The following is a 21,832-nucleotide window of genomic DNA, read 5'->3' on the forward strand; positions in this document are numbered from 1 at the left end:
CATCAGGCCAACTTGAGCAGACAGGTTCCGCAGGCCCTCGAAATGTTGATCTTGGCCACCTCAGGCGGCCTGCTTGCAGCGTCAATCAGCTGCTGAACGTCGTGGCTTGGCCCATACCGGCGAACCACTCCGACGAACTCCTCGACGTCGTGACCGCGCATCTCAAGCTTTGGCATGCCCGACTCAGTGAACGCCGGAGCTCCGTACTTATCGAGCTTGTGCGCGATGTGATACAGCTCGTGCTCTACCAGAGCGCAGAACTCGGCCTCGCTGCACTGAGCGCAGTAGTCGCCGGCCAGGGTGATGAGAAACTCAGGCTCATGCCCGAACCAGTCCCGCATCTGCTGCTCTTGGCGAGCCTTCTGCCAACCACCAGCGCGGATCATCAGCTGTTCGGCCTGGCCAAGTACGGCGCGCCCCTTCTTCACGAAGGCTGAGGAGGCCCAGAGCACGCCGATGCTCGCATCGATCAGATGGGCGTGCTCTTCGTTGTGGATGCTGCCGGTGGTGGTGAGGATCTCGCGCTGTATCCACTCCCACAGTTCGGGAGCGGGCCTGAGGATCAGGAATGGTGACTCAAGCAGATCGCTCGGCGGAAGTGGTCGGCTCATGAGTAACCCTCAAAGTCCGGACCTTGCCGCCGGTATAGACATCACGCTTCATGGCTGCGCGCACCGCATCTTCTGCGCTTGCCCCCATATCCATAGCAGCGAGCGCGAAGTCGCGTCCGCTACCGATGGCAAACGGGCGCTCCATCCAGACCTCGTCAACCCAGAATCCGCTCTCGGCATCTCGACCGATCAGACAGATCCTTCCGTTGGTGACGACCAGGCCGCTCGCGTCGAGAGGCCTATCACCGGCCTTCACACCGAAAAACTCATCCATCAGGGCGGAAAAATCCGGACCACAACCCGTGAACAGGAACTGATGCCCATTCCTATGGATGAGCTTCTCATAGTCATCATGGTCGATGAGCGAGCCACGAGTGACGCGAGAGTCATAGGCGATAACGCCGTCCTTGTAGGCAATGGTGGTCATGTCGCACCTCAGACGAACGGATCGGCAGGCTTAGCGATCGATCGCACGAACCACATGAAACCCTGCTGCAGGTTGGTCTTGGCCAGGGCCAGGGTGCGATGGTCGACGCCTTCGATCTGCCCGATCTGCTTGAACAGCTCGCCGGCGTCCGCTTCCAGGGCCTTGATCGAGTTCATTCCGTCGATCTCGCTTTGGCTAAGGTCGCGGTAGCCGGTGATTTTCTTGTGCTGGTTATCCATGGGTAGCTCCTTTGTTCGATGAATCATGGTCGACTCCACCCGTCGCCTATCCCGAAGGTTTGTGGCAGCCATCCAAATGAGTGACTAATAGTTAAATCTCTGCCTGGGGAGGCACAAAAAATGCAACCAAGATTCGTTATCGTTCCAGCTGTTCCAATAGCAACGGAGTCGTTTCATTCAGGTGGTCGCTTCTACGCCACTACTCTGTCGGGCGGCTTTGATGTTTACGACAACCGGGAAAAGGTGCGACTCAAGCCAAGCTATGCAAACAAAGGCCTGGCAGGTGCGGCGTGCGCAAAGATGAACATGGAATCGCGCAATCCCACTGAGTTATTCCCAGTGTTGAGGAGTGAGTGATCCGTCACAAAACGGCGCACCTTGAATTTGTGGCGCGAATCAGCCGAACACATGGCCGCGCCGGGCCCAGGCATAGGCGACCACGCCCGCGTGAAGCATCGCGCCAAATGGGTTTACCCAGTGACCCTGCAGGGCGGTGACGAATGCGCCGAACCCACCGATGGCCACCAGGTAGAAGGCGATGCTCAGTAAGGGCTGGTCAGCCGGGCGAACCTTGCGCAGGTAGTCACAGGCGGCAACCACCACCAGAACGCACAGAAACACGTCCAGGGCGGTCAGCGCTGAAACCAGGATGCTGTTCATATCAGGCACCTCGCGCCGCGACGAACGACCCCATGGCAGCCTTGATTGCCGGGATGATGTTCATGGCTGTAAGGCCCAGCACGAAGGCTACGCCGCACAGCAGGTCATCGGTCACCGCAAGCTCAAGCTTGGGGGCAAGCCAGGCAGTGACAGGCTGGGTCAGGTAAACCGAGAAGCCGAAGCCAGTTGCAACAGCAGTCGCGGCCTGGAAGCGGGTCAGGTCCTTCAGAAAGCCAAGCGAGAGAATCGAGCCGATGAATGCAGCCATCACCACCCCGTACTTGCCCAGCACTACGCTCGCGGCGGCGCTTGTTGGCTCGGCCATAGGTGGTGCTCCATGAAAAAAAGAAGCCCGCTCAAGGCGGGTAAGGTGCAGCAGGATTAGCGGGAGTTCAGCATGCCACCTGGTCGCAGCTCTTCGCGGATGACTTGGCGGATAGCGTCAGCTGGATCGGTGATCTTGAGCATCAAGGGATCGATTAGACTGCAACCGACCAAGCCGGCCATAACCTCAAGGCCGTTGCCAAGGGTTTCAGTCTTGATGGCGTATCCAGCTGCGAGCTTGCTAGCGTCGACACAGGCCTGGCTGATGAACATCTGCCCATCGACAACAAGGAAGTCCTTACCTTCTTCGACCTTGGGCTTGACCACCTTCAACTCACCAGCGCCGTGGGCTTCCAGTATCGACTGCACTTCGCGCAGGTTACGGGCCAGCTCACCGTAGAGCGTGACGCCGCCAAGGCGCAGTGGCTCGACGGCAGGCTCGGCATCGATTCGGGCAGTAACGTCGCCCTTCTCAAGGTCACCGATGACCGTGCTTCCGGTCGGAGCCTTGATGGTGAATGCCCCGGTCTTGAGATCGATGTCGACCTGGCCAGAAGTACTCGAAAGTTTGCCTGCAGTCAGAAACCGTGACTGGTCACTCATCTTCATGCTCCTGGAACGAAAAGCCCCGGCGAATGCCAGGGCTGTATGGATAGTCTCAACTACGCGAAAGGCTGATGCCCTTGGCTCGCCGCTTGTACTTGAAGAGCTTCAGCAAATGCCTCATGCGGGCAGCTCGGACACGCGCCCCTTCAAATGGCTCCGCCAGATTGAGCTGGAAATACAGCTCGTCAATCAAACACAGGCGGTACTTGTTGCGGCGCCGATACTCACGAAAAGCGTTCATGTGGTTCGCCTGCCAGAAACGAAAAAGCCCCGGAGCATGCCGAGGCAGAAAGATAACCCCAGACACACAAAACTATTTACACTTTATGCGCCTAGAGGTATAATTACCCCATCAACCACACAAGGAGACGGAGGTGCAAAGCAGGCAGTTGATAAAGGAGCTTGAAGCGGCTGGATGGGTTCTAAAGCGAGTTACTGGAAGCCACCACATCTTCAAGCACCCCAACAACCCAAACTCGATACCAGTGCCTCACCCAAAGAAAGACCTACCGATAGGCACGGTAAAGAGCATCAAGGAAAGAGCCGGGTTGAAATAACCCGGCTTCACCCTTTGCACCTTCGCAGGAGACGACAATGCAATATCCAATCTGTATCGAGTGGGGCGACGAAAACACCGCCATCGGCATCCAGGTGCCGGACATTCCAGGCGCTGTAACCGCAGGCGACACCTTCGAGGAGGCTTACACCGCCGCCGTCGAGGTCGCGCACATCATGCTCGAGGAGATCGCTTCGAATGGCCAAGCCATCCCCATGCCGACCACTGCCGCAACGCACCGGAGCAATCCAGACTTCGCGGATATGGGCTGGGGCATGATTGAGATAGACATTACGCCGTACCTGGGCAAGACCGAGAAGGTCAACGTGACCCTGCCCGGCTTTGTCATCCAGAGGATCGACCGGTACGTGCGCGACCACAACGTCAAGAGCCGCTCTTCTTTCCTGGCCGACGCGGCCATGGAGAAGCTGGGCAAGTAGCAAGAAGCGATAAAACCTCGGCAAGCGTCGAGGCTCGAATAGGTGCAGAGGGCCGGTGCTTACCCGGCTTGATGGGCTGGATCGCTGGGTTACATACCCCAGCCTCTCATCGCGTAGCCGATCAGGGAGCGCACGGTTTTGATCGACGCCACTACCGACTTAGCCCGGCTGCCTGGGTGCGTCATCTGCAGAAACGAAAAAGCCCAGCGCTAAGGCTGGGCTATTTGATAACACTACACTTCTCAGGAAGCCTGGCGACTGTGATGCCAGTAGAGATATGCAAGGCCCACGGGCGCAATAAAAATAGCGAAGAACCAGCACATAAGCATCGTAATGACCTTCACAGTTAACATCAGGGCCGCATTCACGAAGAACACGTTGCTTCCCATGATGTATCCAATGACGCTCTCGTAGACGAAGCGTGAGTAGGGATAGAGCAGCGTGCAGACAAGTGCCAAGGAAATCGCGTCGAATGTGACGCCGCTTGGCGACCTCGCCTTCATAAAAATGATGAAGGCTGCGAATAGAGATCCGAAGATCAGTTGGCGAATGTAGTAGCTCGGCGTCAGCCCACCAAAGGTCTTGGAGAAAAACTGTTGCATAAGATCCGTCTCAGGCTCGAAAAAGGATGCAGACTTTAACAGCCCTGCTCCGCCATTCAAGGAAGCGCTGAAACAAAAAGCCCGACTCAATGGCCGGGCTTCTTTGGCCACTCCTCAACACGCGCAGAAATGACAGGATGGGTTAATAATGCGACATGGCGACATGACATGCAAGCCCTTTTGAGGGCCTCATTTACGCCGCCTCGCCGGTGAGTACTCCAACTTCCTCGAGCATGTGCTGCGCCTCGACCAGAGCCTCATCCACCATCGACTCCAGATTGCCCTTGATTGTCTTGTTCCAGCGCTGATAGGTGCGCTCTGTCAGCCCCTGGGAATCCCAGCTGGTCATGTCGTAGATCGACTCGGACAAAACGATTACACCAGGTTTCGTTTCGGCCACGGCCCGGGCATGCTTGTTGGCACGCTCGATTGCAGCAGCTGCGGCTTTGTTCCGCCAATCCCATTGGCCGGCCTCTTCGTTCTCACGCAGTTCGGGCGCCTTTACTTCAACCACCTTTCGCTGAATGCCCTTGGCTTGCTGAGGCACCGCCCACACCAGCACCGCTCGCTGGGTGAAGAGCAGTGGTGCCGGGCTTGATACAACCGAGACGAGACGGCCGATAGAGTCGATCTTCCTGCCGCTGTGCGTGCTGTACTTCGCCACCAGGGCGTTCCAGTGCCGCGGGCTGAGCTGGGCGTGCAACAGCTTGTGCACGATCGAGTCGGCCAGCAGAGCCGCATCCTTCCCCGAAATTTCGCCCTTGAGCTTGCTGGTCTGGACGCGCGGCTCGACATTGCACCCGCCAGCGCTGTTGATTGTCTCGGCGGCCAGGGCCCGGACTACTGCGGAAACCACGTTCTGATAGATCATTGCCCACCCCCTGCCCGCTTGGATTTCCCCAAGATGAATTCTTCGCTACTACGCTTGCGAGCGACTGCAGCGCCCCAGGCAAGCACGGCGCCGGATGCCACGAGCATCACAGCCAGAATGAAAAACGCCCATGGTGTGGTCATGCTGCAGCCTCCTTCAGCTGTTTGATCTTTGCCCGGTACTCGGCCTTGATGGCCTTCAGGTCGTCGATGGTGTGCTTGCAGGCCTGATGAGGCCCTTCCAGCCAGGCCACCCGGTCGGCACCGATGCGCTGCACCAACCGAATGCGGTACTCGACCGCGTTACCGGACAGGTTGCGATTACACTTCACGCACTGGCGGTGCACGTTGAGCGGCTCAAAGCGCAGCTCCGGGCAGGCGCCGACAGAGCGGTAGTGGCCGGCGTCCCAGCGGCTGCCGGTGATCAGGTCGTGATCGCTGGGTAGCGAGTCACAGCTGATGCACGGCAGGTGCTGGTCGCGCAGGCGGATGTAGGTGTTGAACTCAGCCTGGGCCTCGCGCATGTAGTCGCCGCGGGTCTTGAGCTTCTCCTTGCGCACCTGGACCTCACGGCGCACGCGCTGGGCAATCGCCTTCTTGGCCTTGTCCTGGTTCACGTCCTTGATCGCCAAGCCACAGGCTGGACTGCAAACGGCCTGGCCAAGGCGGCGCGGCGGGAAGCTGATGCCGCATGCCGGGTTCTTGCACTTCTTCGGTCGCGGTTGCTTGGCGATCATGCGGCCTCCTGGCTAAGCAGATCATCGAAGACCACGCCATGGGCGGTGAAGTCAGCAACGATGCGGTTGGTGTAGGCGATGCCCTGGGCGCGGTTGAAGAGACTGGTAACCGGGAAACCGTCCGGCCCCAGCAGCTTGCAGTCGCCCATCAGGCCAAGCTTCTCCTCGTAGTTGAGGTGCTTCGTGGTTCGGTGCCAGGCTGCCCGGTAGTCCTCATCCTCGTTGATAAGGATCTGCACGCCGTGGTGCAGCTTGCAGTACTTGCGAGCCTCCGATGCGTCGCCGATCTGGGTCATTTCGGAGATGCGCTTGTACATCGCGAACCAAAGGGCGTTCTGGTCAAGCGTGCGGTCCTTTCCAGGACGAAGGCTGACGACCACGAACTTCTTGTCGCGAAACATGGTGGTCAGACAGGTGATAGCCTCGGAGAGCTTGGCCTGGCAGTTGACGCTGATGCGGTCAGCCATGGGATACCTCCTTGGCCATGGCCGCATCCCAGTGCGCCTCAAACGCATCCATCAGGCTCTCGCTCAGCGCCGCCGCCGAAAGGTGCTGCTCTTCAGAGATGCACGAATCGGCGTCCTCGACTTCGTCCTGCAGGTAGCCGTCTACATAACTTTTGGCCTGGTCGCGTAGTTCGCGAAGCGCTACAAGCTCTCGATAGAGCCCAGCTGGAACGCGCTCCTTGCGCAGCGCCTCGTTCTCCAGGGCAACAGAAGCATTAACCGCGCTTCGGCATTCCAGGAGGTTTTCATTCTGCTCAGTCAGCCGCTCGATCTCCGCGAGCAGGGCCAGGACGTCGGTCGCAGCAACGGGAATGCAGATAATTGGATCCGAAACCCCTGGGCGCTGTTTCAATGCCGCTCGCTCGGCGGACGCCATCAGCTTTGCTTTGTCGATGGTCATGGCTGATCTCCCCGCATGCGCTCCAGCATCTTCAGTCGGGCCACCGTTTCACGCTCTTGGTTGAGTTCTGGAATCAGGCGATTGCAGGCGCGATGGAAGCCCATGGCATAGCCCAGCTGCATGCCCATGGCCCAGCACACCAGGATCACGAAAATCAGTTCGAGGTCGCTCATGGAGACACCTTCAGGCCCTGGGCCTCGATTACAGAGCGGCACTCACCAAGGGCGTGGTTGTAGGCGTCTTGGGCTGCCTCCTCCTTCGACGTACTGGTCCTGCAGGTGTCCTCGGACGGCAGCTCCACCACCACGGCCTCGCGGGAGGCCTGCCAGGCTTGCCACATGCCTTCAACAATCCGGTTGCCGTAAGCATCGCCATTCCAGCTAGCGAGGGTCCGATCTTCTGGATCACGGGCATCGTCATGCAGATGCCAGCTGTATCGATCCTTGGCCCACTGCTCGAACTGCTCGCGCATCTTGTTGGTGTCCATCAGTGCTTCTCCCCGCGAATGTCGTCGAGCGCCGCCTGCATGCGCCCGTGAATTGCGTCGTAGTCCTTGACCGACTCTGGCGAGAGGAAGCCTGCGCCATCCGGCTCAACGAGATCCCAGAGGCGCCCGTAGAGACGGCAGAATGAGTCGCAGGCGCTCATCAGCTTGTCGATTTGCTCTTGAGTAGCCATCACACCCCCTCCCCGGCCGGCTGCCCGGCGCGCTTGATGTTCAACTTGGCCATCAGCTGCGCACGGCACGCGGCGGCACCGGACGGGATCTGCTGCACCGCCAGCAGGCGGGCCTGCTTTTGGCTGGCATGCTCTTCGGCAAGCTCAGCGGCGCTCTTCTGGCTGTCGTGGCCGATGCCGATCGCGATGTCTTCCAACGGCTTGCCCTGCACCAGCAGGCGAATGGTGATGTCGTAGGCCCTGTCAAAGATCTTGCTGGCCTTTTCTGAGATCTGGTCAGCCAGGTTGTGCAGCTCACACTGCAGCGCGGCGTGGCGCACCGCTGGGTGTGACCAGACGCGATTGTCAGCCCGGCTCGGGTGCGAGTTCTCCAGCGCTTCGCGGAATGCCTTGTCGTGCGACGGAATGCCCAGCATCTCCGGCGTCGGCTGGCACCACTTGATGAACTTGCCAACGCTCGGGGCGAAGTCACCGCCGAACTGGCGGCAGTTGAGCAGGCCATAGCGGATCTGCTCCAGGGTGTTGATCTCGGCGGCGATGAACGCCTTAACCCAGCTGCGCTTTGCTGCGTTCAACGCCTCGTTGTCTGGCCAGGCCTGCTTCCACGCCGGGAAGATCGCCTGCAGCTCCTTGAACAGGGCGTTGACCACTTCGGTTGTGCCGGGCGGCAGTTGACGCGCGGTGACCGGAATGACTGGCGGCAGGTTGGTGGCCTTGGCCATGAGCTGGGTTGCGCTTTGCGGCGGCTTTGGCTTGCTCATAGCGCCCCCAGGTCGTCAGCCCAGCTGGTGCTGTTGAAATCAGGACCATTCGCCTGGCGCTTCAGCGGGAACTGGCGAACATTGCTACCAGCAACTGCGTCGCGCTTCACCCATTTCACCAACAGGCTCACCCAGGACGCTTGAGTCTCCATGCGGCCAGACGCCGAGTAGTGACAGACAAACGCGGCTGTGGCTTCGGCAGAGAAGTGGTCAACAGGGATACCCATACGGTGCGCATAGGCCTTCAGGAGCTTCTGGTCCGGCACCCACTCAAGGGTCATTTCGCAGGGCGCCTTTGGGTCGGCGGAATTTTCCTGCTCCGCGCGTTGAGTGTTGTGTTGATCTTCTCCTATTCCCTTCCCTTCCCTTCCGGGGTCAACCGCTCGACGACCAGTCGACGACTCCTCGGTGAATTGTCGACGACCGCTCTCCGAGTCATCGCCAGATTCAGCCGGTGGCGCGGGGTATTTGTAGTTCTTTTTCTCGATCTTCTGGTGCTTCCAGCCGCGGACATGAAGGTAGTTTTTCCCAGCCACCCAGTAGCTCAGGGTCAGCTCCGCGCCTTCAAGCTCGCCAAGCAGGTTGCTCACCTGGTCGGTGGTAATGTCATCGCCGGGGAACACCAAGGCCTTAATGGTCCGGGGCGCCAGCGGGTGATTGCCGCCGTCGTCGCAGAAGTTCCAGAGGCCGATGAACAACAGGCGAGCCAGCGGGCTGCAGGACATGACCTGCTCGCTCGACCAGAACTCGGGTTTGACAGTGCGAATGCGGGCCATCATTGGGCCTCCAGGTTGTACTGAGCCCACAGGCCGGCCACCCAGGTGACGCCCTTCGGGGTAAATTTGGTTTGGTTGAATGCGTGGCCGCCATCGGTGGTGCCGGTCTTGATATCGAACCGGCCGGCGTCAATGTGCTGCTGGTACGCCTGCCATTCCCCGCCCATGCGGTACATGATCTTCTTGTCGAGCAGGAACTCGCGGAAGCGGGCCTCATTAGCCCGTAGGAGCTTGGCGGTCTGGCGGAAGCCCTTCAGGCCTGTGGCTTCCACATAGCGATCGACGAAATCGGCTTTGGGCGCGGCAATTGCCAGGGCCTGGTTGGCGGCCTGCTGCAGCTCGTACTGCTCAGCCCACGCGCGGGCGGCGGCTGCCGGGCTGGAGAAGTCCGGCAGTGTTGCAATGACGCGTGGCGCTTCGAGGGACTTGAGCTTGGCCAGGACACTTCGACGGACAGCCTTCGACTCACGCATGCCAACCAGCATGCATTGATCCAGCGTCAGGCTGTAGGTGGCGACTTGGTTGCCGTAAACAGGGGTGTAATATTTTTGCACCCCCTCAAGCTCATCGCCCAGCTCGTCCTCGACCCGTGAAAGGAACTGGTCATTCCTGACTTTTGGCTCGCCAGCGGTAAAGCGTGCATCGTTGATGAGGTCTCGCAGTTCGATGCTGCTCATCGTACGCGCCACGTTTTCGCCGTTCGCATTTTGTGGCGCGGCCCGCTTGAGGGCCTGTACACTTTGGGTCTGCATATGCATAATTCCCTTCAGAGTTTTGTGTTGCAGAGAGCCGGGGCGGAATCCCGGCTTTTTTGTGTCTGAAATTTGAGGCCCTCTTGAGGCCCGCCTTGAGACCCTCACCTATCCGGTAGAGGGTCTCTTCAGTCCCACCAGCGTCAAAACTGGTGCCTTGCGCCTACCAACGAAGACCGTCGCCCCCGAGGTGATCGCTTCGAGAAGGATCTCGTTTACCGCCTCCTCGAACGTCCACCCTCTAGCCTTCATGAGGCTGTGGATCTTGGCTCTGGTCTCGGGCGGCACGTTTTCTTCTGTAAATTCCATCGTGCCCTCCTGAGGGCCTCTAGCCCGCGATATCCTTCAGGTCGTCGGGCATGAGGGCTTCGATGCCACCATTCACGGCGGCCCACTCGAGCATTTCAAAAAGGTATGTCGCGTACTCGCGGCGGCTTTTGTGAGCTGCGCGCTGAAGCTGCCGATCGAGCAATGGATAAAGGCGAACCTTTCTGGCCAAGTCACGGCGCTGGGTCATTGGGTCTTTGAAGCCCATGAGTTACTGCTCCTTGCGGTTGGATGGATTAGGCGGCGGTTTGCTTGGTCGAGTTGGCAGGGTCGTCGCTACGGCTCGCGGTGAGCATTCCGGCGGACTCCTTCTCCAACACGCATTGCATTGGGTAGGAGAAGCCACCGGCAGATCGGCACTGCGAAACGCGGCTACGGGTGACGCGCAGGGCTTCACCGATGGCGCCTGGCGTGCCGAAGAACTGCAGGGCTTGGTCATAGGTCATTTAAGGTTTCTCCACTTCACTGCTGCCGAGTTTAGAAATGTTAACAGAAAAGCGCAAGTTATCTAAACAGACGCTTGTTTAGAATCCTAAATATGAATTTCAGCGAACGATTGAATAGTCGAATGGAGGCCAAGGGCCTGCGCGCGACTGACATAAGCGAAATGACTGGCGTCTCTAGAGCGACAGTCTCTTTCTGGCTGGCTGGCACGAATGGGGCTAAGGGCAAGAACCTGCTCGCCCTAGCAAAAGCCCTGGATTGCTCGCCGGACTGGCTCTCAGATGGGGTGGGGTCTCCAGAGACACATAAGCAGGTCTCGCTCAGCACTATTGAGACGTGGGACGACGAGACGCCGCTCGGTGAAGATGAGGTGTACGTACCATTCCTGCAGGAGGTTGAGCTGGCAGCCGGATCAGGACGATCTGCGGTTGAGGAAAGCGATACCGCTAAACTGCGGTTCTTCAAGAAGGACCTGCGCAATAATGGCGTTCAGTACGACAACGCCAGGTGCGTGATGATCAGCGGCAACAGCATGATCCCGGTGCTACGCGACGGCGCAACGGTCGGCGTGAATATGGGTAAAAACGCCCTACGAGACATAGTCGACGGGGAAATGTACGCCATCAGCCATAACGGCCAGCTTCGGGTGAAGCAGCTCTACCGCCTCCCTACCGGCATCAGGCTTCGCAGCTTTAATCGTGACGAGCACCCGGACGAGGACTACACCTTCGAACAAATCCAGGAGCAGCAGATTGTGATTCTCGGCCACGTTTTCTGGTGGGCGATGTACTCCCGCTGATATCTCTTAAGAAAAGGACCTTCTATGAAACACCTCCTGGCTGCATGCTTGATCTCCACTGCTGTACTCAGCGGCTGCGCCGCCACCGTTGAACGCGGCGGCCTAGGTACGCTTGTGATTCCGGAGCCGGCCAAGCAGAACGTAACCGTCGCGTTCAAAGGAAACAGCAAGGTAGAGGCTAACTCTGACTGGTCGCTGCTCCAGCGAACCTGGGCTGAATCCCTGAAAGCTGAAGGAGCTGAAAAGGGATATCGCATTACCCAGACCGACCCTGAAACCACGCCACCTAAGCAAGACGGTGTTCTAGTGCTGGTGAGTGTAAGCAACTTCCGATTCCTCACCACAGGTGCTCGCTACGGCGCTGGCTCGATGACGGGTAACGCCTGGGTCAACTCCAGTGCCGATTTCGTAGACCTCACGACAGGAAGGAAGGTTGGCACGCGTACATACGACACGACCTCTACAGCGTGGGAGGGGGTCATGTCTGCCATGACCGAAAAGCAGGTTCGAGCGATTTCGAAGCAAATCATCGAAGACATCAAAAGCGCTAAGCCTAAATAGGGCAGCCCCGCTCACAAGCAAGCCCGCCTCAGTGCGGGTTTTTTTGTGCCTGAAAATCACCCCCCTTAAACTTTTTGTTAAGTTTTCTAAAAATAGGCCTTGACCGATCTTGTTAAGTTTTCTAAATTTGCCTCAACGCCGAATCAAGAAGGCGCTAGGCCCTCAAGCGGCCCCGTTCTTTAGCGAAACACCTTGCCGGATCGACACCGGCCCAGATTCAAAGGCAGCGATGGACAGGCCTCAACAGTCCAGAGGGGTGGCAACTGCCCCGGGCGTGCAGCGTAAAGCGCCGAGACCAGTTATCCAGCGGGAGAACAAGCCGAAAGGCCCGCGGCTGGAGGAACAGCACGATTCAAGCCAGCGACCGACGCCAGTAGCGGGTCGCGGCAGATTTCCTCGATGCCCTTCTTGCGAGGGGCATCCGGAAAATCAACCGGAGGGATTCACGATGTTCAACATGGCAACCATGGCGGCTGATGAATGCCGCATCGACGCTGAAGAGCGCGCCTACTACCGCTGGATCGACAAGGCTTCCGAGCTGCTTGGCCACCAGGTTGGCCTGGGCTCGCGAGAAGAAAGCGATCTGCATGACTTCTACGCCGATGGCTGCACCCCGGCCGAGGCTGTAGCGGAGCTGCTGGCACAGGCTGAACTGGCTCGCGCTGCCTGATTTCACTGGCTGGCCTTGGCGACAGGGCCAGACGGGAAATCAACCGCCCTGGAGGGCAAGACAATGCGACCAGTTATGACCATGAAGGCGCTGCACGACGATCGTGGACGCCGGACGGGAATCGAAGACGCAGCCGAGGGCAAGTTTCACGCATGGGGCGTTGAATACGAGGAGTTCGAGAGTGGCCCGGGCAATTTCAGCGTCACCATCGTCGAAATGGCTGACGGCACCGTCCAGACGTTGATGCCTTGGGCGATTCGCTTCCTCGATAGCGATGACGCTCAACAGCAAGCGCTCAACGATTTCATTGCAGACCCGATCATCATCGACTGAACAACCAGCGCCACGTCAGCCTGACGTTAACTGCCCGATGCCCTGCTCCCCATCGCAGGATTCATCGGACTGGGCTCGGATGAGCTGCAAGCAAACAGCGGGGTGGCCACCTCGACGCGGATAACCGGTCGATTGCCCAGTCTTCACGAGCCCAGTCCGATGCATCCCGCATCCCCTTCCTTCAAATCGACCGCATTGGCAGGTGCCAGGCCAGTCTCACGGCTGGGTTTGGTCGCCCGCGCCTGGCATCTGGCCAATGCGGCCGCACAATCCAATCTGGAGACGACCATGGGCGCACTTCGCAAAGCTCAGTTTGAGTACGACAACCGGCAGGCGCCTCCAGTGGTTGATGCCCGTGATGTCGCCCGTCAGGCATGGCTTGAAGAGACCGGCGAGCGACTGGCCCGGGGCAGCGACATCAAGGTACAGCGCCGCCTGCGCGCGCCGCGCATCGTCACCTTCGCAGAGTTCAAGACCCACATTCAGCTGCTCTTGCTGAAGCGCTGGGAGGATGGCGAGGACAAATGCGACTGGATGGCAGAGATCGTCATTCAGGCGGCCTTTGGTGAGCCTTGCAGGACCACAGCAGCGAGCCTGCTGGGCGACGACAAGCCGGATCAGCACCTGATTGACCTGGCCGCAGAGTTCCTAGAGCCGCTGGCTGATGACGCGCTGATCGCCCAGGCCGAGGACGCTGAGTTATGAGCCCACACATCGCCATAGACCGCGCCCTGGACGACCTTGAGCGTTCGGGGTCAAGGCTGCAGGAAGCCCTCACCGAAGCCCTGATCGTCCGCCACTTCACTGCTGGCGGCATCAACGCCGACGAGTTCAAACACTACTGCGAGCGCGTTCGCCGGGTTGCCGAGCGGCGCAAGGAGGTTGCATGAGCACTGCACCGGTCAAATCGCTCATCGATGAGCAATGCGACGAGATTGAAGCCAGGCTGGTGATGTTGGGCTTCGGGCTTCCCTTCAATGAGGTGATCGGCCTGCCGCGTGAACGTGCAGTGGCCAGCCTGCCGCGCCGCTTGAGCGCAACCATGAAAGGTGGCCGGATTGCGGTGAGGGTTCGGCCATGACCAGCCACCAACGCCAACGCCGCTACCTGCTTTGGCGCGGCGCTTTCCCAGCTATCGCCCTCTTCACCTTCTTGATGCTGCTCAGCGCTCTCGCTGATCGGATCACTCAGTAACCCTTTCATCAGCGCCCACCGCAGGGATGGCGCGGGAGATTCGTATGTCCGCACACCAGCAACTGATCACCGTCGACGACATCAGCGAAGAGAACGCCCCGGCCATCTACGTCGCCGGCGGCCTGAAGCAGTTCATCGAAATTGCAAAGTCGGAGGTCGAAGGTGAAGTGCCCGACCTGACCACCCGCAAAGGCCGCGAGCGCATCGCCAGCCTGGCCGCCAAGGTCAGCAAGTCGAAGACCGCCGTCGAGAAGCCTGGCCGCGACTACCTGCGCCGCCTCAAGGAAATGCCGAAGGTCGTCGAAGCCGAGCTGCGCGAGTTCGTGACGGCAATGGACAACCTCCGCGACCATGTACGCCAGCCGCTGAACGAGTGGCAGGCAGCCGAGGATGCTCGGGTAGACAGACACAACAACGCCATTGCCCACCTGAAGCTCCACGCCGAAGCGCTGGAAGGCATTACCGCCGAAGATCTGGCTGATCGCATCGCCAAGGTTGAGGCCATCGCCCTGGGCGAGCAGTGGCAAGAGTTCGAAGCCGAAGCCGCCAGGGCCAAGGACGATTCGCTGAAGGTGCTGCGCGCCGCCCTCGTCGCCCGCCAGCAGTACGAAGCGGAACAGGCCGAACTGGCCCGCCTGCGCGCCGAGGCTGAAGCCCGCGAGCAGAAAGAGCGCGAAGAGCGCATCGCCCGAGAAGCCGCCGAGCGCGCCCGGGTCGAAGCCGAACAGAAGGCCCAGGCCGAGAGCGAAGCCACCCAGCGCCGCGAACTTGAAGCCAAGGCCGCCGCCGACCGCCGCGAGCTGGAGCTGAAGCTGCAGGCCGAACAAGCCGAGCGCGCCAGGGCCCAGGCCGAAGCTGATCGGGTCGCGGTTGAGCAGCGCGCCGAGCAAGAACGCCAGGCCGCAGCCCGCCGCGCCGAAGAGGCTGCCGAGCAAGCCCGCCTGGACGAGCGCCGCCGCGCCGATGCAGCCGCCGCCGAGATCCTCCGTCAGCAGCAGGCCCGGGAAGCCGACAAAGCCCACAAATCCAAGGTCATGGGGGCCGCGAAAGAGGCCTTGATGTCGATGAACATCACCGAGGAACTGGCCAAGGCCATTGTGCTCAAGATCGCCCGCGGCGAAGTCCCGAACATCACCATCAACTTCTGAGGCCCCACTATGACCAGTCCAATCATCGTGCCGGAGCAGCGCCGCCAGGTTGCCGCTGCAGCGCCCGCCGACAGCAGCATCCTGGCTGTCATCAGCCGCGTAGCGTCCGACCCGTCCTGCGATATGGACAAGTTTGAGCGCCTGATGGTGATGCATGAACGCATGCAGGCCAGGGACGCCGAAACACAGTTCAACGCGGCCATGGCGGCAATGCAAAGCGACATCCCCAGCATTGCGGAGCGCGGCGCCATCGTTGTGAACGGGCAGAAGCGCAGCGACTACGCCACCTTCGAAGACATCAACGACGTGATCAAGCCGATCATGCAAACCCACGGCTTCGCCATCACCTTCAAAGTCGAGAACACGCCGGGCGGCATGAGCGTCACCGGGATTCTGATGCATCGGGCCGGGCATCGCGAGAGCACTTCGATGTTGCTGCCCCTCGACACCAGCGGCAGCAAGAACGCAGTCCAGGCGGTCGGATCGTCGGTCAGCTACGGCAAACGCTATGTCATGAGCGCTCTACTCAACCTCACCACTCGCGGTGAGGACGATGACGGCCATGCGGCCGTGCCAACGGCCAATGTGACCACCATCCAGGCGGCAGGAATCAATGCGCTATTGGAGCGCTGCACGGAAAAAACGCGCGACTGGTTCATCGGCGAGTACGGCTCTGCCGAGGTTGTGCCGAAGGGGACACATGATCGCCTGGTAGCTCAGTTGAACAAGGCCATCAAGGCCTCGGAGGCTGCAAATGCGGATAGTCACTGACATCGAGCAAGGCACGCCGGAGTGGCTGGCCCTGCGCCTGGGCATCATCACCTGCTCGGAGCTAGATTGCCTGCTGGTCAGTGGTAAAGGCGAAGCAGGATTCGGCGTGGCCGCCTTCACCTACATGGACCAGCTGATCGGCGAGCGAATTACCGAAGAGGCCGCCGAAATCCCCTTCCAGACCAAGGCAACCATCCGTGGCCACGAGCTTGAGGGTGTCGCGCGCGGGCTCTATGAGGACCGCGAGAGCCTCAAGACTCGCTCAGTCGGGATCATCCTGAACCACGGCATCGGCTACTCGCCTGACGCCCTGGTCGGTGACGACGGCCTCACCGAGATCAAGACCAAGCTGCCCAAGTTTCAGGTGGGCGTGATCTTGGCTGGCGATGTTCCAAAAGAGCACGTAGCCCAGTGCCAGGGCGGCCTGTGGGTGTCGGAGCGCGAGTGGATCGACTTCATCAGCTACTGGCCCGGCATGCCGCTCTTCGTCAAGCGCGTATACCGCGACGAAGCCATGATCCGCAAGCTCACCGAACGGGTGAAGACCTTCTACGAAATCCTCGACGAGCGCATGAACAAGGTGCTCGGCCTGGCCGCATAACCAAGGAATCACGATGCCTACTCTTACCGATATCGGCCGCCTGGGCCGCGACGCTGAACTGCGCTACACGCCTGAAGGGAATGCCGTCTGCAACCTGGCCCTGGCCTGCGAATATGGCCGCAAAGGCCAAGGTGGTAATCGCCCCACCCAGTGGGTCGACGCCACGCTCTGGGGCAAACAGGCCGAAGCCATGGCGCCCTACCTGCTCAAGGGCCAGCAACTGCACTTCACCATCGACGACGCCCACGTCGAGACCTACACCAAGGCCGATCACTCCCAGGGAGTGAAGCTCACCGGCCGCGTGATCATCATCAAGTTCGCCGGCAGCCCGCCGCCGCAGGCGCAGCAAGGAAGCCAGCAGCAACAGCCTCGGCCCCAGCAGCAGCGCCAGCAGAGCCGCCCGCAGGCCCAGCCGCAGAACCAGCAAGGCGCCCCAGGCCCGGACTACGACAGCTTCGACGACGACATCCCTTTCGCCCCGCTGCATCACTTGGTTGGGGCGTAGCCATGAAGGCCCGACAGCTCCGCCTGCTGTACCCCGCGGCCTACTACCAGGGCCGGGCCTGCCGCAAAGACGGAAAGTGCCGACTCTCACAGCCCTACGGAAACATGACCGTAGATGGCGGGTGGTGGCTTGCAGGCTGGCACGATGCCGATATGGAGCTCACCCATGAAACTCAAACGAATGGCCCTGCAGCGCCACCAGCGCCGGGCACAGGTTCACTTGCCGCCTAGCGGATTGAAGGAGGTGGTGTATGGCGATGACGCCGCAGGAGCGCGACGAGCGCCGCCGCAAGAAGGCTGCTCTGCTGGGCGAGCAGGACCTGAGGTTGAAGGTTAGCGTGTCACACGCCAGCCAGCTTGCTGACCTGATGTCCTGGGCCGAGATTGAGGAGAGCAGCGAGGCGCTTACCCTGCTGATCTACAACGCGCACTCACTCGGCAGGTCGAAGTTTCCATTCTTCGCCGCCGGCGCCCACCTGGAAATCGAAAGTGACCAGCATGCGCCAGCAAATCGAACCGAGATTCGGCTCATGGCGCGCCGCGGCACTGTCCAGGCGCTGGATTCAATGGGCGAATGGATCAACGCTTCCGACCGAAGCTTCATCATCCGCGTTCTGATTGAGCGGGCGCATGCTCTCGGACCGATTCAGTCCCTCACGCTATTCGCTTTGCCGCCGCGCCACAAATTCGCAATCAGCAATTCTGTGGCGCGCATCCTGGACGAATGGCGAATGCAGCGCCAGGTCCGAGCGCCTGACATCTGGCTGGGCAGCGACCCAGACGACAAAGGCATCCTGCTTCTTGCTGAGCGAGCCTGACTTTGACCTGACGCGCCAGCTTTTGAGATATCGACAAAGCTAGCGCGACAGTTTGAACAGGCCAGCCGGGCCGAGCTGAGGCGGGAACCAGGCGACGAATTGATCAGCCCAATCGCGCCCTAATGGATCTCGTGGTACCAGCCTCCTTTAAGTCGGGGTGACAGTTGTTCTTGGAACTCCTCGACCTCTTCCTTGGTGAGAACCCGACGGGATTCGAAAATGAGTTCGCACCCATCAAGGTCGTCTGCCTGGGCGTCATCAGACTTGTACTCCCCCCAAAGAGGAATCCTCGATCCATCACCGTTCTGGAGGCTAATCTTCTGGTAGAAGTCGAGAGAAATCTTGTCGGCGATATCAAAATCCCAGAGCTGAACATCCATTCGCACCACCTCTCCTCATTTAGCCATATCGGTCACCTTTGATACCCCACTTCAACGAATCACGCCACCCCGGCGAGGGCGGCGCCTGCACGCAAGGACCACGAAATGACCGAGCGACAACACGACGAAAGCAAACTCGAACGAGTCATCCGCAAGATCAAGCGCTGCCTTGCCCTTTCGAAGAGCTCGAACGAGAACGAGGCGGTCACAGCCATGCGTCAAGCCCAGGCACTGATGCGCGAATACCGCCTGACCGAAATGGACGTGCACCTGAGCGATGTGGGCGAAGTCGAGTCGGAGAAGGCCAGGGCCAAGCGCAGGCCAGCTTGGGACCAGCATCTGGGCTCAATCGTTGGAGAGGCATTCGGAGTTCGGTCGTTCTCCAGGCGTAGTTGGTGCAAATCGACAAGCCGCGTCATGGACCGCGAATTGTTCGTTGGAGTGCGCCCAGCCCCGCAGATCGCTATGTATGCCTACGAAGCACTGCTGACCAAACTAACCCAGGCCCGGCGTGAGTATGTGTCGCAAGTGCGAGCTGGCAAGCAACGCAGTTCCTATTCACCTGAAACTGCTGGAGATCATTTTGCGCTGGCTTGGGTGTCGGCAGTGCACAACAAGATTCACGAACTGGTGCCCCGGGGTGAAGAGGATCTCGCCATCGGCCAGCACTCGAATGGCCGCGAACTGGTGGCGGTCGAAGCTAAAGACAAAGCCCTGATCGAGCAGTACCTGTCGGGAAGAGAGATTAGCAAGGCCAGGAAAACCCGGGAGATCGAACTCGACTTTGATGCCCAAATTGCCGGGCTACTCGCCGGTCAGCGTGTGGAACTCAATCCGGGGCTGGCCACTGGTGGCCACGAGGCGCTGCAGATCGGCATGACCTGATACGGAGTTCACCATGAGCACATTTGCAGTCTTCGGCATGACCACCGACGTAGCGCTGGCCGAGGCCAGGAAGACCGTCAAGACCACCAAGCCAAGCGTTAAAGCTGGCTGCCCCCCCCTGGAGCTAACCCAGGCTGAATGGAATCTGGCCGTTGAGCACCAGGCGGCCAAGATCATGGCCGGCGAGAAGGTGAAACAGCTGAGCCAGATGTTCGACGCACCGCAGTACGCCCAGCAGTTCATGGAACTTGCGAGGAAGACCGGCAAGTGCCGCGACCTGCGCATCAGGGCCAAGTGCGAAATCACCGACGCCGAGGGCGAGCCGGTTATCAATCAGAAAACCAAGATGCCAAGAGTCGTATGGGTCGATTATCTCCCCCTGGCGATAAATGCCGCTTGAACGGCGTCAACCACCACCATCCCCGGTTCCACCCGGTTGCAACAGCCGGTAAATATTGATGTCTACTGGTGTGATCCAAGGTCCCTGCTTTTGCGCATTCCGCATCACCAAGTAGTCACGGGTGCGCCCGACATGGAGCCTGCATTTCCCGCTCTCAATTTTCTCGGCAAGATCCTTTGGCAGCCCAAAATAGCCGCACTCAGGACAGTCGACCTCAACAAAGGTGGAAGCAGGCGGGATGCCTTTCGATGCACAGCCACAAATAAAGCACTCCATTCTCGTCGCTCCATTTAATCGCCCCCCCTCGATACTAGTCCAACCTCAAAGAGGCATCCTCGTGTCTACAGCAATCGACCTGTTCGCCGGCCTCGGCGGATGGAGCACTGGCGCGCGCGCCGCCGGCGTCCAGGTTCTCTGGGCGGCCAACCACTGGCCAGTGGCCGTTGAATGGCACAGCGCCAACCACCCCGATACGCAGCACGTCTGCCAAGACCTGCACCAAGCCCGTTGGGAGCAGGTGCCCTCTCACGACATCCTGCTCGCCTCCCCTTGCTGCCAAGGCCACGCAAAGGCCCGGGGCAAGAAGTCGGGCAACCCTGAGCACGACGCCTCCCGCTCGACAGCCTGGGCGCCAGTGGCGGCTTTGGAGGTTCACCGGCCGCCGGCCGCAGTGATCGAAAACGTGCCAGAGTTCACCGACTGGGTGCTCTACCCCGCTTGGATCGCAGCGGTACAGGCGCTGGGCTACCAGGCCGCGCCACACATTGTGGACTGCGCCGACCTCGGCGTGCCGCAGCACCGGGTGCGCCTGTTCATGGTGCTGACGCGCAGCAAGGCGCCGCTGATGCTGCAGCTGCCGCAGGAGCGCCATGTACCGGCAGCCAGCTTTCTCGACTTCGCCGCCGGGCGCTGGTCGCCGATTGAGAAGCCAGGCCGGGCCCAGGCCACCCTGGACCGAGTTCGCAACGGCCGAGAGCGCTTCGGCGATCGGTTCATCATGCCCTACTACGGTAAAGGCTCAGGCACCACTGGCCGCGACATCAACCGGCCAATCGGCACCATCACCACTCTGGACCGCTGGGCGCTGGTCGATGGCGACCGCATGCGGATGCTCAGCGCCAACGAGGCCATGGCCGCGATGTCGTTCCCAGCTGACACCCTGCGTCCGGACAACCACCGGCTGACCATGCATATGGCTGGCAATGCAGTACCGCCGCTGGCTGGACAGCGCGTCATCGAGGCGCTGCTGACGGCTGCCTGAGGGATAGCTGGCTTCAAAGTTTGACGAAGTATTCCAGCTTTTCGCCGAGATACCTCGCAATCTTCTCCGCCTCTTCCTGGCTTGTGCCAGGTGCTAAATGAAAGCCATACAACCCATTAGTGACCTGTCCCTCTTGCGGGCCTTTCTCAATCGCTATCCAAGGTTGGCCATCTTTATCGAGACGGACTTGGAATGTGGGCCTCTCCAGCATTTTCATGGTCATACCCTCTACGCAAATTCTGACCTCCAATAATAGTTCGTTCTTGGCGACGTAAAGGTATCCCCATGCCCACAGAAAACCGATCCAGCAACACCGAACAGATGGTCAGCGTGCCGATGAGTGCGCTGGAGAAATGCCTACGTGATGCAAGGCTGGTGCGCTTCACATGCGACAAGCACGTGCTGCATTTGCAGGATCTTCTCACCCAGCCAGCCGCCCAGCACCAGGGCGAGCCGGCGGTACCGGAAGGATACTGCCTCATGCCCAGGCAGCTCACAGCCGAAAACGGCGCCAAGGCCCTATTACTTGGTGAGTTCAAATTGCAGGTCACACGCGAATGTCCTGAATGCCAGGAGCTCGAAGAGCCATTAGAGGGCTGCGAGGTCTGCGATGGAGAAGGTGAGTACGCGCAGCGCCACACCATTCCATGGGATCAAATCAAGTTCATCTACAGCGAGGCGGTCAAGGGTCTCGCTCTCCAGCCGAACGCAGTCCGGTAGCGAAAATACTGAAAGGAGTACATTTGTACTCCATCACGCTTTAACCCCTCTCCCCTCTATTGAACAGCCGC

Annotated in this window: 44 protein-coding genes; 19 read left to right on the plus strand and 25 right to left on the minus strand. The window is 59.9% G+C overall.

Going from position 1 to position 21,832, the window contains the following annotated elements; genetic code table 11:
• Positions 1-2 precede the first annotated feature (2 nt).
• From ACIOVF_RS24055 to ACIOVF_RS24065, 3 genes are read right to left on the minus strand one after another with little or no spacing between them, the layout of a single operon-like run.
• Positions 3-611, minus strand: a complete 609-nt coding sequence (locus ACIOVF_RS24055) for a putative metallopeptidase (protein WP_401292993.1) — start codon at positions 609-611, stop codon at positions 3-5.
• Entirely contained in the window at positions 577-1,038 is a 462-nt protein-coding gene (locus ACIOVF_RS24060) for a proteasome subunit beta (RefSeq protein WP_401292996.1), read from the minus strand. Before ACIOVF_RS24060 ends, ACIOVF_RS24055 begins: the two co-directional genes overlap by 35 nt.
• A gap of 8 nt (positions 1,039-1,046) precedes the next feature.
• Positions 1,047-1,277: a hypothetical protein gene (locus ACIOVF_RS24065; RefSeq protein WP_401292999.1), complete on the minus strand. Its 231-nt coding sequence runs from the start codon at positions 1,275-1,277 to the stop codon at positions 1,047-1,049.
• 120 nt (positions 1,278-1,397) lie between these two features.
• Between ACIOVF_RS24065 and ACIOVF_RS24070 the strand changes: the two genes are divergently transcribed.
• Positions 1,398-1,634: a hypothetical protein gene (locus ACIOVF_RS24070; RefSeq protein ID WP_401293002.1), complete on the plus strand. Its 237-nt coding sequence runs from the start codon at positions 1,398-1,400 to the stop codon at positions 1,632-1,634.
• Positions 1,635-1,673: 39 nt separating this feature from the next.
• Here the strand turns inward: ACIOVF_RS24070 and ACIOVF_RS24075 are convergent, their stop codons facing one another.
• The 4 genes from ACIOVF_RS24075 to ACIOVF_RS24090 are packed head-to-tail and all read right to left on the minus strand — an operon-like array spanning position 1,674 to position 3,108.
• Complete coding sequence (locus ACIOVF_RS24075; RefSeq protein WP_258593561.1) at positions 1,674-1,937, minus strand: hypothetical protein; 264 nt, start codon at positions 1,935-1,937, stop codon at positions 1,674-1,676.
• Position 1,938: 1 nt separating this feature from the next.
• Positions 1,939-2,262, minus strand: a complete 324-nt coding sequence (locus ACIOVF_RS24080) for a peptidase M48, Ste24p (protein ID WP_258593563.1) — start codon at positions 2,260-2,262, stop codon at positions 1,939-1,941.
• Between the two features lie 56 nt (positions 2,263-2,318).
• Entirely contained in the window at positions 2,319-2,864 is a 546-nt protein-coding gene (locus ACIOVF_RS24085) for a hypothetical protein (protein WP_401293007.1), read from the minus strand.
• 55 nt (positions 2,865-2,919) lie between these two features.
• Positions 2,920-3,108, minus strand: coding sequence for a hypothetical protein (locus ACIOVF_RS24090; RefSeq protein WP_401293010.1), 189 nt, complete (start codon positions 3,106-3,108; stop codon positions 2,920-2,922).
• Between the two features lie 133 nt (positions 3,109-3,241).
• On the opposite strand from ACIOVF_RS24090, the gene ACIOVF_RS24095 reads away from it, so the two are divergent.
• Positions 3,242-3,424: a type II toxin-antitoxin system HicA family toxin gene (locus ACIOVF_RS24095; RefSeq protein WP_016715573.1), complete on the plus strand. Its 183-nt coding sequence runs from the start codon at positions 3,242-3,244 to the stop codon at positions 3,422-3,424.
• Between the two features lie 37 nt (positions 3,425-3,461).
• A complete protein-coding gene (locus ACIOVF_RS24100) occupies positions 3,462-3,863 on the plus strand; it encodes a type II toxin-antitoxin system HicB family antitoxin (RefSeq protein ID WP_258663685.1) in 402 nt (133 codons plus the stop codon).
• Between the two features lie 242 nt (positions 3,864-4,105).
• Here the strand turns inward: ACIOVF_RS24100 and ACIOVF_RS24105 are convergent, their stop codons facing one another.
• From ACIOVF_RS24105 to ACIOVF_RS24175, 15 genes are all read right to left on the minus strand, one after another.
• A complete protein-coding gene (locus ACIOVF_RS24105) occupies positions 4,106-4,576 on the minus strand; it encodes a hypothetical protein (protein WP_401293013.1) in 471 nt (156 codons plus the stop codon).
• An 82-nt stretch (positions 4,577-4,658) separates the two neighbouring features.
• Positions 4,659-5,336, minus strand: a complete 678-nt coding sequence (locus tag ACIOVF_RS24110) for a hypothetical protein (RefSeq protein ID WP_401293016.1) — start codon at positions 5,334-5,336, stop codon at positions 4,659-4,661.
• Entirely contained in the window at positions 5,333-5,479 is a 147-nt protein-coding gene (locus tag ACIOVF_RS24115; protein WP_401293019.1) for a hypothetical protein, read from the minus strand. The genes ACIOVF_RS24110 and ACIOVF_RS24115 overlap by 4 nt, the downstream gene beginning before the upstream one ends.
• Positions 5,476-6,072, minus strand: coding sequence for a recombination protein NinG (locus ACIOVF_RS24120; protein ID WP_401293022.1), 597 nt, complete (start codon positions 6,070-6,072; stop codon positions 5,476-5,478). Before ACIOVF_RS24120 ends, ACIOVF_RS24115 begins: the two co-directional genes overlap by 4 nt.
• Positions 6,069-6,539 carry a hypothetical protein gene (locus ACIOVF_RS24125; protein ID WP_401293025.1) on the minus strand — a complete coding sequence of 157 codons (471 nt, stop codon included), beginning with the start codon at positions 6,537-6,539 and terminating at the stop codon, positions 6,069-6,071. The genes ACIOVF_RS24120 and ACIOVF_RS24125 overlap by 4 nt, the downstream gene beginning before the upstream one ends.
• Positions 6,532-6,978 (minus strand): hypothetical protein, encoded by a 447-nt coding sequence (locus ACIOVF_RS24130; RefSeq protein ID WP_401293028.1) that lies wholly within the window; start codon positions 6,976-6,978, stop codon positions 6,532-6,534. Before ACIOVF_RS24130 ends, ACIOVF_RS24125 begins: the two co-directional genes overlap by 8 nt.
• Entirely contained in the window at positions 6,975-7,151 is a 177-nt protein-coding gene (locus ACIOVF_RS24135; protein WP_401293030.1) for a hypothetical protein, read from the minus strand. The genes ACIOVF_RS24130 and ACIOVF_RS24135 overlap by 4 nt, the downstream gene beginning before the upstream one ends.
• Complete coding sequence (locus ACIOVF_RS24140) at positions 7,148-7,465, minus strand: hypothetical protein (protein WP_401293033.1); 318 nt, start codon at positions 7,463-7,465, stop codon at positions 7,148-7,150. The genes ACIOVF_RS24135 and ACIOVF_RS24140 overlap by 4 nt, the downstream gene beginning before the upstream one ends.
• A complete protein-coding gene (locus tag ACIOVF_RS24145) occupies positions 7,465-7,659 on the minus strand; it encodes a hypothetical protein (protein ID WP_401293036.1) in 195 nt (64 codons plus the stop codon). The genes ACIOVF_RS24140 and ACIOVF_RS24145 overlap by 1 nt, the downstream gene beginning before the upstream one ends.
• Positions 7,656-8,417, minus strand: a complete 762-nt coding sequence (locus tag ACIOVF_RS24150) for a replication protein P (RefSeq protein ID WP_401293040.1) — start codon at positions 8,415-8,417, stop codon at positions 7,656-7,658. The genes ACIOVF_RS24145 and ACIOVF_RS24150 overlap by 4 nt, the downstream gene beginning before the upstream one ends.
• Positions 8,414-9,193 (minus strand): DnaT-like ssDNA-binding domain-containing protein, encoded by a 780-nt coding sequence (locus ACIOVF_RS24155; RefSeq protein ID WP_401293043.1) that lies wholly within the window; start codon positions 9,191-9,193, stop codon positions 8,414-8,416. Before ACIOVF_RS24155 ends, ACIOVF_RS24150 begins: the two co-directional genes overlap by 4 nt.
• On the minus strand, positions 9,193-9,945 hold the full coding sequence (locus tag ACIOVF_RS24160) for a phage antirepressor KilAC domain-containing protein (protein ID WP_401293046.1): 753 nt from the start codon (positions 9,943-9,945) through the stop codon (positions 9,193-9,195). The genes ACIOVF_RS24155 and ACIOVF_RS24160 overlap by 1 nt, the downstream gene beginning before the upstream one ends.
• A gap of 108 nt (positions 9,946-10,053) precedes the next feature.
• Entirely contained in the window at positions 10,054-10,254 is a 201-nt protein-coding gene (locus ACIOVF_RS24165; RefSeq protein WP_093382440.1) for a hypothetical protein, read from the minus strand.
• Positions 10,255-10,273: 19 nt separating this feature from the next.
• The gene (locus ACIOVF_RS24170; RefSeq protein ID WP_093382436.1) at positions 10,274-10,480 is read right to left on the minus strand and encodes a hypothetical protein; all 207 of its coding nucleotides are present in this window, start codon (positions 10,478-10,480) and stop codon (positions 10,274-10,276) included.
• 28 nt (positions 10,481-10,508) lie between these two features.
• A complete protein-coding gene (locus tag ACIOVF_RS24175; RefSeq protein ID WP_093382431.1) occupies positions 10,509-10,718 on the minus strand; it encodes a hypothetical protein in 210 nt (69 codons plus the stop codon).
• Positions 10,719-10,810: 92 nt separating this feature from the next.
• On the opposite strand from ACIOVF_RS24175, the gene ACIOVF_RS24180 reads away from it, so the two are divergent.
• The 12 genes from ACIOVF_RS24180 to ACIOVF_RS24235 all read left to right on the plus strand — a co-directional run bounded on the left by ACIOVF_RS24180 (position 10,811) and on the right by ACIOVF_RS24235 (position 18,115).
• Positions 10,811-11,515, plus strand: a complete 705-nt coding sequence (locus tag ACIOVF_RS24180; protein WP_401293051.1) for an XRE family transcriptional regulator — start codon at positions 10,811-10,813, stop codon at positions 11,513-11,515.
• A 24-nt stretch (positions 11,516-11,539) separates the two neighbouring features.
• Positions 11,540-12,076 (plus strand): DUF4410 domain-containing protein, encoded by a 537-nt coding sequence (locus ACIOVF_RS24185; protein ID WP_093382423.1) that lies wholly within the window; start codon positions 11,540-11,542, stop codon positions 12,074-12,076.
• A 448-nt stretch (positions 12,077-12,524) separates the two neighbouring features.
• Positions 12,525-12,746: a hypothetical protein gene (locus tag ACIOVF_RS24190; RefSeq protein WP_232894495.1), complete on the plus strand. Its 222-nt coding sequence runs from the start codon at positions 12,525-12,527 to the stop codon at positions 12,744-12,746.
• A 75-nt stretch (positions 12,747-12,821) separates the two neighbouring features.
• Complete coding sequence (locus ACIOVF_RS24195) at positions 12,822-13,079, plus strand: hypothetical protein (RefSeq protein ID WP_401293056.1); 258 nt, start codon at positions 12,822-12,824, stop codon at positions 13,077-13,079.
• A gap of 159 nt (positions 13,080-13,238) precedes the next feature.
• The gene (locus tag ACIOVF_RS24200) at positions 13,239-13,784 is read left to right on the plus strand and encodes a hypothetical protein (protein WP_401293059.1); all 546 of its coding nucleotides are present in this window, start codon (positions 13,239-13,241) and stop codon (positions 13,782-13,784) included.
• On the plus strand, positions 13,781-13,969 hold the full coding sequence (locus ACIOVF_RS24205; protein ID WP_401293061.1) for a hypothetical protein: 189 nt from the start codon (positions 13,781-13,783) through the stop codon (positions 13,967-13,969). Before ACIOVF_RS24200 ends, ACIOVF_RS24205 begins: the two co-directional genes overlap by 4 nt.
• Complete coding sequence (locus ACIOVF_RS24210; protein ID WP_159388558.1) at positions 13,966-14,160, plus strand: hypothetical protein; 195 nt, start codon at positions 13,966-13,968, stop codon at positions 14,158-14,160. Before ACIOVF_RS24205 ends, ACIOVF_RS24210 begins: the two co-directional genes overlap by 4 nt.
• A gap of 157 nt (positions 14,161-14,317) precedes the next feature.
• Positions 14,318-15,421, plus strand: a complete 1,104-nt coding sequence (locus ACIOVF_RS24215; RefSeq protein WP_401293064.1) for a hypothetical protein — start codon at positions 14,318-14,320, stop codon at positions 15,419-15,421.
• 9 nt (positions 15,422-15,430) lie between these two features.
• Complete coding sequence (locus ACIOVF_RS24220; protein ID WP_401293067.1) at positions 15,431-16,192, plus strand: ERF family protein; 762 nt, start codon at positions 15,431-15,433, stop codon at positions 16,190-16,192.
• Positions 16,176-16,793 carry a lambda exonuclease family protein gene (locus ACIOVF_RS24225; protein ID WP_401293070.1) on the plus strand — a complete coding sequence of 206 codons (618 nt, stop codon included), beginning with the start codon at positions 16,176-16,178 and terminating at the stop codon, positions 16,791-16,793. Before ACIOVF_RS24220 ends, ACIOVF_RS24225 begins: the two co-directional genes overlap by 17 nt.
• 13 nt (positions 16,794-16,806) lie before the next feature.
• Positions 16,807-17,298, plus strand: a complete 492-nt coding sequence (gene ssb / locus ACIOVF_RS24230; protein WP_401293073.1) for a single-stranded DNA-binding protein — start codon at positions 16,807-16,809, stop codon at positions 17,296-17,298.
• A 250-nt stretch (positions 17,299-17,548) separates the two neighbouring features.
• On the plus strand, positions 17,549-18,115 hold the full coding sequence (locus ACIOVF_RS24235; RefSeq protein ID WP_401293076.1) for a hypothetical protein: 567 nt from the start codon (positions 17,549-17,551) through the stop codon (positions 18,113-18,115).
• Between the two features lie 119 nt (positions 18,116-18,234).
• On the opposite strand, the gene ACIOVF_RS24240 is transcribed toward ACIOVF_RS24235, so the two are convergent.
• Complete coding sequence (locus tag ACIOVF_RS24240) at positions 18,235-18,495, minus strand: hypothetical protein (protein ID WP_401293079.1); 261 nt, start codon at positions 18,493-18,495, stop codon at positions 18,235-18,237.
• Between the two features lie 105 nt (positions 18,496-18,600).
• Between ACIOVF_RS24240 and ACIOVF_RS24245 the strand changes: the two genes are divergently transcribed.
• The gene (locus tag ACIOVF_RS24245; RefSeq protein ID WP_401293082.1) at positions 18,601-19,380 is read left to right on the plus strand and encodes a DUF2786 domain-containing protein; all 780 of its coding nucleotides are present in this window, start codon (positions 18,601-18,603) and stop codon (positions 19,378-19,380) included.
• A gap of 13 nt (positions 19,381-19,393) precedes the next feature.
• Entirely contained in the window at positions 19,394-19,780 is a 387-nt protein-coding gene (locus ACIOVF_RS24250; RefSeq protein WP_401293085.1) for a hypothetical protein, read from the plus strand.
• Positions 19,781-19,786: 6 nt separating this feature from the next.
• Here the strand turns inward: ACIOVF_RS24250 and ACIOVF_RS24255 are convergent, their stop codons facing one another.
• The gene (locus tag ACIOVF_RS24255) at positions 19,787-20,056 is read right to left on the minus strand and encodes a hypothetical protein (protein WP_401293088.1); all 270 of its coding nucleotides are present in this window, start codon (positions 20,054-20,056) and stop codon (positions 19,787-19,789) included.
• A 61-nt stretch (positions 20,057-20,117) separates the two neighbouring features.
• On the opposite strand from ACIOVF_RS24255, the gene ACIOVF_RS24260 reads away from it, so the two are divergent.
• On the plus strand, positions 20,118-21,041 hold the full coding sequence (locus ACIOVF_RS24260) for a DNA cytosine methyltransferase (protein WP_401293091.1): 924 nt from the start codon (positions 20,118-20,120) through the stop codon (positions 21,039-21,041).
• Positions 21,042-21,054: 13 nt separating this feature from the next.
• On the opposite strand, the gene ACIOVF_RS24265 is transcribed toward ACIOVF_RS24260, so the two are convergent.
• Positions 21,055-21,258: a hypothetical protein gene (locus tag ACIOVF_RS24265; protein ID WP_401293094.1), complete on the minus strand. Its 204-nt coding sequence runs from the start codon at positions 21,256-21,258 to the stop codon at positions 21,055-21,057.
• A gap of 68 nt (positions 21,259-21,326) precedes the next feature.
• Between ACIOVF_RS24265 and ACIOVF_RS24270 the strand changes: the two genes are divergently transcribed.
• Positions 21,327-21,761, plus strand: a complete 435-nt coding sequence (locus ACIOVF_RS24270; RefSeq protein ID WP_401293097.1) for a hypothetical protein — start codon at positions 21,327-21,329, stop codon at positions 21,759-21,761.
• Positions 21,762-21,832: the final 71 nt, after the last annotated feature.

The sequence above is a fragment of the Pseudomonas sp. NPDC087612 genome (assembly GCF_044743505.1).
In the GTDB taxonomy this organism is placed as follows: Bacteria; Pseudomonadota; Gammaproteobacteria; order Pseudomonadales; family Pseudomonadaceae; genus Aquipseudomonas.

Coding starts and splice junctions, on each gene's coding strand:
- ACIOVF_RS24215 (WP_401293064.1), top strand. CDS start 14,318: ATGTCCGCACACCAGCAACTGATCACCGTCGACGACATCAGCGAAGAG.
- ACIOVF_RS24200 (WP_401293059.1), top strand. CDS start 13,239: ATGCATCCCGCATCCCCTTCCTTCAAATCGACCGCATTGGCAGGTGCC.
- ACIOVF_RS24110 (WP_401293016.1), bottom strand. CDS start 5,336: ATGATCTATCAGAACGTGGTTTCCGCAGTAGTCCGGGCCCTGGCCGCC.
- ACIOVF_RS24125 (WP_401293025.1), bottom strand. CDS start 6,539: ATGGCTGACCGCATCAGCGTCAACTGCCAGGCCAAGCTCTCCGAGGCT.
- ACIOVF_RS24085 (WP_401293007.1), bottom strand. CDS start 2,864: ATGAGTGACCAGTCACGGTTTCTGACTGCAGGCAAACTTTCGAGTACT.
- ACIOVF_RS24170 (WP_093382436.1), bottom strand. CDS start 10,480: ATGGGCTTCAAAGACCCAATGACCCAGCGCCGTGACTTGGCCAGAAAG.
- ACIOVF_RS24100 (WP_258663685.1), top strand. CDS start 3,462: ATGCAATATCCAATCTGTATCGAGTGGGGCGACGAAAACACCGCCATC.
- ACIOVF_RS24180 (WP_401293051.1), top strand. CDS start 10,811: ATGAATTTCAGCGAACGATTGAATAGTCGAATGGAGGCCAAGGGCCTG.
- ACIOVF_RS24155 (WP_401293043.1), bottom strand. CDS start 9,193: ATGGCCCGCATTCGCACTGTCAAACCCGAGTTCTGGTCGAGCGAGCAG.
- ACIOVF_RS24065 (WP_401292999.1), bottom strand. CDS start 1,277: ATGGATAACCAGCACAAGAAAATCACCGGCTACCGCGACCTTAGCCAA.
- ACIOVF_RS24075 (WP_258593561.1), bottom strand. CDS start 1,937: ATGAACAGCATCCTGGTTTCAGCGCTGACCGCCCTGGACGTGTTTCTG.
- ACIOVF_RS24130 (WP_401293028.1), bottom strand. CDS start 6,978: ATGACCATCGACAAAGCAAAGCTGATGGCGTCCGCCGAGCGAGCGGCA.
- ACIOVF_RS24265 (WP_401293094.1), bottom strand. CDS start 21,258: ATGAAAATGCTGGAGAGGCCCACATTCCAAGTCCGTCTCGATAAAGAT.
- ACIOVF_RS24055 (WP_401292993.1), bottom strand. CDS start 611: ATGAGCCGACCACTTCCGCCGAGCGATCTGCTTGAGTCACCATTCCTG.
- ACIOVF_RS24070 (WP_401293002.1), top strand. CDS start 1,398: ATGCAACCAAGATTCGTTATCGTTCCAGCTGTTCCAATAGCAACGGAG.
- ACIOVF_RS24160 (WP_401293046.1), bottom strand. CDS start 9,945: ATGCAGACCCAAAGTGTACAGGCCCTCAAGCGGGCCGCGCCACAAAAT.
- ACIOVF_RS24220 (WP_401293067.1), top strand. CDS start 15,431: ATGACCAGTCCAATCATCGTGCCGGAGCAGCGCCGCCAGGTTGCCGCT.
- ACIOVF_RS24115 (WP_401293019.1), bottom strand. CDS start 5,479: ATGACCACACCATGGGCGTTTTTCATTCTGGCTGTGATGCTCGTGGCA.
- ACIOVF_RS24135 (WP_401293030.1), bottom strand. CDS start 7,151: ATGAGCGACCTCGAACTGATTTTCGTGATCCTGGTGTGCTGGGCCATG.
- ACIOVF_RS24205 (WP_401293061.1), top strand. CDS start 13,781: ATGAGCCCACACATCGCCATAGACCGCGCCCTGGACGACCTTGAGCGT.
- ssb (WP_401293073.1), top strand. CDS start 16,807: ATGCCTACTCTTACCGATATCGGCCGCCTGGGCCGCGACGCTGAACTG.
- ACIOVF_RS24225 (WP_401293070.1), top strand. CDS start 16,176: ATGCGGATAGTCACTGACATCGAGCAAGGCACGCCGGAGTGGCTGGCC.
- ACIOVF_RS24210 (WP_159388558.1), top strand. CDS start 13,966: ATGAGCACTGCACCGGTCAAATCGCTCATCGATGAGCAATGCGACGAG.
- ACIOVF_RS24165 (WP_093382440.1), bottom strand. CDS start 10,254: ATGGAATTTACAGAAGAAAACGTGCCGCCCGAGACCAGAGCCAAGATC.
- ACIOVF_RS24090 (WP_401293010.1), bottom strand. CDS start 3,108: ATGAACGCTTTTCGTGAGTATCGGCGCCGCAACAAGTACCGCCTGTGT.
- ACIOVF_RS24080 (WP_258593563.1), bottom strand. CDS start 2,262: ATGGCCGAGCCAACAAGCGCCGCCGCGAGCGTAGTGCTGGGCAAGTAC.
- ACIOVF_RS24060 (WP_401292996.1), bottom strand. CDS start 1,038: ATGACCACCATTGCCTACAAGGACGGCGTTATCGCCTATGACTCTCGC.
- ACIOVF_RS24150 (WP_401293040.1), bottom strand. CDS start 8,417: ATGAGCAAGCCAAAGCCGCCGCAAAGCGCAACCCAGCTCATGGCCAAG.
- ACIOVF_RS24140 (WP_401293033.1), bottom strand. CDS start 7,465: ATGGACACCAACAAGATGCGCGAGCAGTTCGAGCAGTGGGCCAAGGAT.
- ACIOVF_RS24245 (WP_401293082.1), top strand. CDS start 18,601: ATGACCGAGCGACAACACGACGAAAGCAAACTCGAACGAGTCATCCGC.
- ACIOVF_RS24190 (WP_232894495.1), top strand. CDS start 12,525: ATGTTCAACATGGCAACCATGGCGGCTGATGAATGCCGCATCGACGCT.
- ACIOVF_RS24195 (WP_401293056.1), top strand. CDS start 12,822: ATGACCATGAAGGCGCTGCACGACGATCGTGGACGCCGGACGGGAATC.
- ACIOVF_RS24240 (WP_401293079.1), bottom strand. CDS start 18,495: ATGGATGTTCAGCTCTGGGATTTTGATATCGCCGACAAGATTTCTCTC.
- ACIOVF_RS24185 (WP_093382423.1), top strand. CDS start 11,540: ATGAAACACCTCCTGGCTGCATGCTTGATCTCCACTGCTGTACTCAGC.
- ACIOVF_RS24175 (WP_093382431.1), bottom strand. CDS start 10,718: ATGACCTATGACCAAGCCCTGCAGTTCTTCGGCACGCCAGGCGCCATC.
- ACIOVF_RS24255 (WP_401293088.1), bottom strand. CDS start 20,056: ATGGAGTGCTTTATTTGTGGCTGTGCATCGAAAGGCATCCCGCCTGCT.
- ACIOVF_RS24270 (WP_401293097.1), top strand. CDS start 21,327: ATGCCCACAGAAAACCGATCCAGCAACACCGAACAGATGGTCAGCGTG.
- ACIOVF_RS24250 (WP_401293085.1), top strand. CDS start 19,394: ATGAGCACATTTGCAGTCTTCGGCATGACCACCGACGTAGCGCTGGCC.
- ACIOVF_RS24120 (WP_401293022.1), bottom strand. CDS start 6,072: ATGATCGCCAAGCAACCGCGACCGAAGAAGTGCAAGAACCCGGCATGC.
- ACIOVF_RS24235 (WP_401293076.1), top strand. CDS start 17,549: ATGGCGATGACGCCGCAGGAGCGCGACGAGCGCCGCCGCAAGAAGGCT.